The sequence below is a fragment of the Vibrio nigripulchritudo ATCC 27043 genome (genome assembly GCF_000222685.1).
Classification (GTDB): domain Bacteria; phylum Pseudomonadota; class Gammaproteobacteria; order Enterobacterales; family Vibrionaceae; genus Vibrio; species Vibrio nigripulchritudo.
Window position 1 is genome coordinate 24778 of sequence record NZ_AFWJ01000283.1, and the last position, 6254, is coordinate 31031.

Sequence of the window (6254 nt, forward strand, 5' to 3'; positions counted from 1 at the left end):
TAAACATGGAACTGTCAGCATTGACTGCTGTTTCACCGGTAGACGGCCGCTACGGAAGTAAAACGATTGCGTTACGCAGTATCTTTAGTGAGTATGGCCTCCTAAAGTATCGTTCAATCGTTGAAATCCGTTGGCTACAGAAGCTTGCAGCGACAGATGCAATCGCAGAAGTCCCTGCATTCAGCGCAGAAGCGAACAAGTTCTTGGACGAGCTAGCGGCGAACTTCAGTGAAGAAGATGCAGCACGCATTAAAGAAATCGAGCGCACTACCAACCACGACGTTAAAGCGGTTGAATACTTCCTGAAAGAAAAAGTAGCAGGTGTTCCTGAACTGCACGCAGTGAACGAGTTCATTCACTTCGCCTGTACTTCAGAAGACATCAACAACACGTCTCACGCTCTGATGCTAAAAGAAGCACGTGAAACGGTTATCCTTCCTGAAATCAAAAACATCATTGATGCGATCAAAGCGCTAGCAGAAGAATACCGCGATATTCCTCTTCTTTCCCGTACGCACGGTCAGCCAGCTTCCCCAACCACTATGGGTAAAGAAATGGCGAACGTTGCTTACCGCATGGAGCGTCAGTACAAGCAAATCGCAGACGTTGAAATTCTGGCGAAAATCAACGGTGCAGTAGGTAACTACAACGCACATCTATCAGCTTACCCAGAGCTAGACTGGCACAATTTCAGCGAAGAGTTCATCACTGAATCTCTTGGCGTAACCTGGAACCCTTACACCACTCAAATCGAACCACACGATTACATTGCAGAGCTGTTTGACGCGATCGCTCGCTTCAACACCATTCTGATCGACTTCGATCGTGACGTATGGGGTTACATCGCTCTGGGTCACTTCAAGCAGAAGACCATCGCTGGCGAAATCGGCTCTTCAACAATGCCTCACAAAGTTAACCCAATCGACTTTGAAAACTCTGAAGGTAACCTTGGCCTGGCAAACGCCGTATTCAGCCACCTTGCTCAAAAACTGCCTATCTCTCGCTGGCAGCGTGACCTGACAGACTCAACGGTTCTTCGTAACCTTGGTGTTGGTGCTGGTTACGCAATCATTGCGTACACTTCAACACTAAAAGGCATCAGTAAGCTGGAAGTGAACCGCGAAGCACTATTGGCAGAACTTGACCAAAACTGGGAAGTACTGGCAGAGCCTGTACAAACAGTGATGCGTCGTTACGGTATCGAGAAGCCATACGAGAAGCTTAAAGAGCTGACTCGTGGTAAGCGTGTCGATGGCGAAGCAATGCGCAACTTCATTGATGGCTTAGAACTGCCTGAAGATGAAAAAGCACGCCTGAAAGAAATGACACCAGCAAACTACATTGGTCAGGCAATCGAGCTAACTGACAAGCTGTAATTCTTCAGTAATCCTTTGTTTTCACAAAAACCAGTTGGTTATCCAACTGGTTTTTTATTGCCCGTAATCCCACTAATCTTCCAGATATTCTGCCAATTGGCGAATTTAACTCTACCCCTCAAATCTCATCAATGAGCCAAATAGTAAAAAAATTAAAAATGTTTCCGTTTTTAGCTCACCATTTCACCAATCAGCTCTAATTTCATACAAAAACAATTACATATCAATATAAATCATTGATATAAAAGAATTCTCATTTTCAATAATGTAACCAAATATATAAATGAGGTTCTTTTAATCACTTATTGTGATATAAATCACGCCAACTCAGGGACGAACCTAAAAATCCATAAAGATACACAACACCAATCTGAGCCATATAATAAAGAGGAATATATGTTTCTTAAGAATCTGGCAATCAGCAGAAAACTAGCACTTTCGTTTTCATTGATTGCGATCATAAACGTTATTTTTGCTGTCTTCTTCCTGAATGGTTTAAAACACATTCGCAATGAACTACTTAACTACGCAGATGACACATTGCCAGCCGTAATGACAGTGGAATCTCTGCAACAAGACTTTCTAGAGCTACGCCTTTCTCAGTACAAACTATTGAAGGCACACTCAAACCAATCAGAATTGCTGAGCGATATTCAGAGCAACGAAATACTAAAAAAAGAGCTGACTGAAAATCTGAAGGCTTACGGGAAGACTGTCTGGCCGGGGGAAGAGCAGACCACTTTCGATCAGTTGATGACCGACTGGAAACTTTACGTGACTCAAAGTGATCAATACCACAAGCTGCTTGCAAGCTCACAAGGCTTAAAAGCTCAGGAATTGGTATTGAATAATCAGGCAACGGCTGAGTCTATGTCGCGCGCCTTCACTACTTTGAAACGCATTTTGAATGACGCGATGCTGAGCAACCGTTCTACCATCCTTGATGAAATCAATGGTCTTGAGAACAAGAACCTGATCAGCAATGGTCTTGCCCTGCTCGCAATGCTCATCATCACTATCATTCTTACCAAGGCTATTTGTGGTCCACTTAAGAAGGTTGTCGATCTGGCGAACGATATCGCAAGTGGCGACTTATCCAAGAACCTGGATACCAATGCCATCGGCAAAGACGAACTTGGTCAGCTAGCTACAGCTGTACAGTCGATGCAGAACAACCTGAAATCCCTGATTGAGCAAGTGGCTTCTGCTGTGTCTCAGGTCAACCATTCTGCTGGTGAAGTGAATACCATCTCCAGACAGTCTGCAACTGGTATGCAACATCAGCAGGAAGAGACAAGTCAGGTTTCTTCAGCGATGACGGAAATGGAATCTGTAATCCACGACATCTCTAACAACACCGAAACGTCAGCACAAGAAACTCAAGATGCCATGAACCTGACTCAGGACGGCAACAATCAGGTGAAGCTGATGATCGATGCGATGATGGAAGTCGCGGAATCGATTCGTCTTTCAAGCGAAACCGTCGCTGAGCTGGAAAAACGTTCTCAACAGATCCACGTGTTTGTTGATGTTATTCAAGATATTGCAGAGCAAACGAACCTACTTGCTCTTAATGCTGCGATTGAAGCTGCTCGTGCAGGTGAAAGTGGTCGTGGTTTTGCGGTAGTCGCAGCTGAAGTTCGTTCGCTTGCGGGAAGAACGCAAGATTCAACAGGCGAGATCAGCACCATCATCGAACAGTTCAAAGCCAGCACTCAAAAAGTGAAGACCGTTTCAGATGACAGTCAGGAAAGCACCGAACGATGCCTGAGCATGGGCGATCAGGTACAAAACATCATGGCTGACATTCAAAACGCGGTAACCCAAATCTCGGATATGGGTGCACAAATCGCAAGTGCATGTAGCCAGCAATCCGCTGTAGTTGGCGACCTGACCGTTCGCGTCGAGAACATGCAAAGCTCGTCAGAACAGGTAGCGCAAGGGTCGCTTCAGACCGCTCAATCCTGTGAAGAGCTAGAGCAGCTTTCTCAGTCTCTGCAACAATCAATGGCGAAATTCCGACTGGTTTAACCCAGCGAAATCCGTTCCATACGCACCATCTAATCCATTTATTTTCAGCCCCCATTTCACACCCGTTAAATCGGGAGGGGGCTTTATTGGAGTTAAAAAATGAAAACCAAACTTACGCTTCTTGCCCTTTCTCTTGCTGCTACAACGGCGATTTCGATGCCAGCAGTGAGTGCTCCCCTGCTTTCTGGTATCGAAGGTGAATACAACCGCGAACACAGAACCAGTAATGCATGGCTGGAAGTCAGCTTGTCTCAGTTCAACGACAACATTGACCAGTTCCGCACGCACGTTGGTTCCGGTACAAGCATCTGTGCAGTAATGAAGGCTGATGCTTACGGCAATGGTATTCAGGGTCTGATGCCTACTGTTATGGCTCAGGGTATCCCATGTGTTGCTATCGCAAGCAACGAAGAAGCGCGTATTGTTCGTGAATCAGGCTTCAACGGTCAGCTAATTCGCGTGCGCTCTGCAAGCAACAAAGAAATTGCCGACGCAATTCAGTACGAAGTAGAAGAGCTTGTGGGTTCTCTGTCTAAAGCGCGCCAGATCGAGCGTATCGCAGAGCGCTTCGACGCAGAGATCAACGTTCACCTTGCTCTGAACTCCGGTGGTATGGGTCGTAATGGTCTGGACATGTCGACAGAGCGTGGTAAGCGCGACGCACTTAAGATGACAGATTTCGACAACGTTGAAATTGTTGGCATCATGACTCACTTCCCTAACTACGAAGTGGACTACATTCGCGAAAAAGCAGCGGATTTTGAGAAAAGCGCACTTTGGATAATTGAAAACTCTGATCTGGACCGTGAAGACGTTACTCTGCATGCTGCAAACTCGTTCACGTCTCTAAACGTTCCAGAAGCACAGTTCGACATGGTTCGCCCTGGTGGCGTACTTTACGGTGATCTGCCTGGACACGCAGAGTACCCATCAATCGTAAGCTACAAAACCAAGGTAGCATCTCTGCACCGCCTGCCAGCAGGCAGCACGGTTGGTTACGATAGCTCTTTCGTTACGCAACGTGACAGCGTTCTGGCTAACCTGCCTCTAGGATACTCCGACGGTTACAACCGTAGCCTGGGCAACAAAGGGGAAGTGATAATCCAAGGCAAGCGCGTACCAGTAGTAGGTAAAATCTCAATGAACACCACCATGGTAGACGTAACAGACATCGAAGGCATCCGTCAGAACGCTGAGGTAGTTCTGTTTGGTGAACAAGGTAAAGAAGCGGTGACTATCAGTGAGATAGAAACGCACACCGACATGATTTTCCCAGAGATCTACACCATTTGGGGTAACTCAAACCCTCGCCGCTACGTGCGTTAATTTGCACTGAGCCATTAATGAAAACCAAGCCGCCAATCTGGCGGCTTTTTTTGTACTCAAACATTCTGATCTTTCTAATTGAATTGAACGTAAATAATAATCAATTCATCCATTTGTAAATAAATGAAAAGCAGATTGATGAAGGTAGACGATATATGAGAATAATATCAATTCGATGAAAGTCGAATTCTAGTTTATTATTAAATAATGACCAGATTTATAATTACTTAAGAAACATTCAGCGGGTTAACATTTTTATGAGACATCGTTCAACTAAACACTCTTACTTACAGAAAACCAGTGTACACAAGGTTTACTACACAAGATGATGTACTCACTTCAATAATCGCTAAATTATAATTATATTCTATGGGTGACAGATGAAAGATAATATAAAAATATCATTAATTGTTCCCGTCTTTAATGAAGAAGAGGCAATTCCTCTTTTCTATAAAACTGTAAAAGAAAATAAAGAACTAAATAAATACGACATTGAGATCTTGTTTATTAATGATGGCAGTACCGACCTTACCGAAAGTATTATAGAGGCGCTTGCCGTCTCTGATAATAGTGTTATCCCATTGAGCTTTACTCGAAATTTTGGCAAGGAACCCGCCTTGATGGCAGGGTTAGAACACGCAACTGGCGACGCTGTCATCCCCATCGATGTCGATCTTCAAGACCCCATCGACGTCATACCTGAAATGGTAGAAAAATGGCGCAATGGTGCCGATGTTGTCCTCGCCAAACGAGTCGATCGAACCACGGACAGCGTCCTGAAACGCAATACCGCGGAATGGTTTTACAAGGTGCACAATAGAATCAGCGAACTGCAGATACAGGAAAACGTTGGTGACTTCCGTTTACTTTCCCGCGACACCGTTGAGCACATCAAGCTCCTTCCTGAGCGCAACTTGTTTATGAAAGGCATCCTCTCTTGGGTGGGCGGTAACGTAGAAATCGTTGAATACACACGGCAAGAACGTTCGGCGGGTGATTCCAAGTTCAACGGCTGGAAACTGTGGAATTTCGCGATTGAAGGTATTACCAGCTTTTCTACCTTGCCGCTTCGGGTCTGGAGCTACATCGGCTTTGTCATCTCCTTTATGTCACTGCTTTATGGCGGCTGGATCATTCTGGATAAGTTCATCAATGAAAACCCTGTACCGGGCTTTCCGACCCTTATCGTGGCCATTGTGTTCCTTGGCGGCATACAGTTGATAGGAATTGGCATCATTGGGGAATACGTGGGTCGCGTTTACATCGAATCTAAACAACGCCCAAGATACCTTCTGAAAACTCAGCAAACACTGGCAACGCCTACTCAACAAGCCCCTGTTAATGTTAAAGAAGTGGATTTTTCTTCTGATAAAAAGAACAAGGCGTCGTCGAGCTAACCCACACTCGAAAATCGAAAGGCGGGCATTGCTCGCCTTTTTTCTTGAGCGATTGTTAAATTCAAATCTTAATAGAGTTAGAATGTCGCCAAATTCATATTTGCGAAGTTCACATGTACCAGCT

4 protein-coding genes are annotated in these 6254 nt (G+C 45.1%); all 4 read left to right on the forward strand.

Going from position 1 to position 6254, the window contains the following annotated elements:
* Positions 1 to 5 precede the first annotated feature (5 nt).
* The 4 genes from purB (at position 6) to RH89_RS21865 (ending at position 6130) form a co-directional block, all read left to right on the forward strand.
* Positions 6 to 1376: an adenylosuccinate lyase gene (gene purB, locus RH89_RS21850; protein ID WP_004406685.1), complete on the forward strand. Its 1371-nt coding sequence runs from the start codon at positions 6 to 8 to the stop codon at positions 1374 to 1376.
* Between the two features lie 396 nt (positions 1377 to 1772).
* On the forward strand, positions 1773 to 3407 hold the full coding sequence (locus tag RH89_RS21855) for a methyl-accepting chemotaxis protein (protein ID WP_004406687.1): 1635 nt from the start codon (positions 1773 to 1775) through the stop codon (positions 3405 to 3407).
* A 99-nt stretch (positions 3408 to 3506) separates the two neighbouring features.
* Positions 3507 to 4733, forward strand: a complete 1227-nt coding sequence (alr, locus tag RH89_RS21860; RefSeq protein ID WP_004406690.1) for an alanine racemase — start codon at positions 3507 to 3509, stop codon at positions 4731 to 4733.
* Between the two features lie 380 nt (positions 4734 to 5113).
* On the forward strand, positions 5114 to 6130 hold the full coding sequence (locus tag RH89_RS21865) for a glycosyltransferase family 2 protein (RefSeq protein WP_004406693.1): 1017 nt from the start codon (positions 5114 to 5116) through the stop codon (positions 6128 to 6130).
* Positions 6131 to 6254 lie beyond the last annotated feature (124 nt).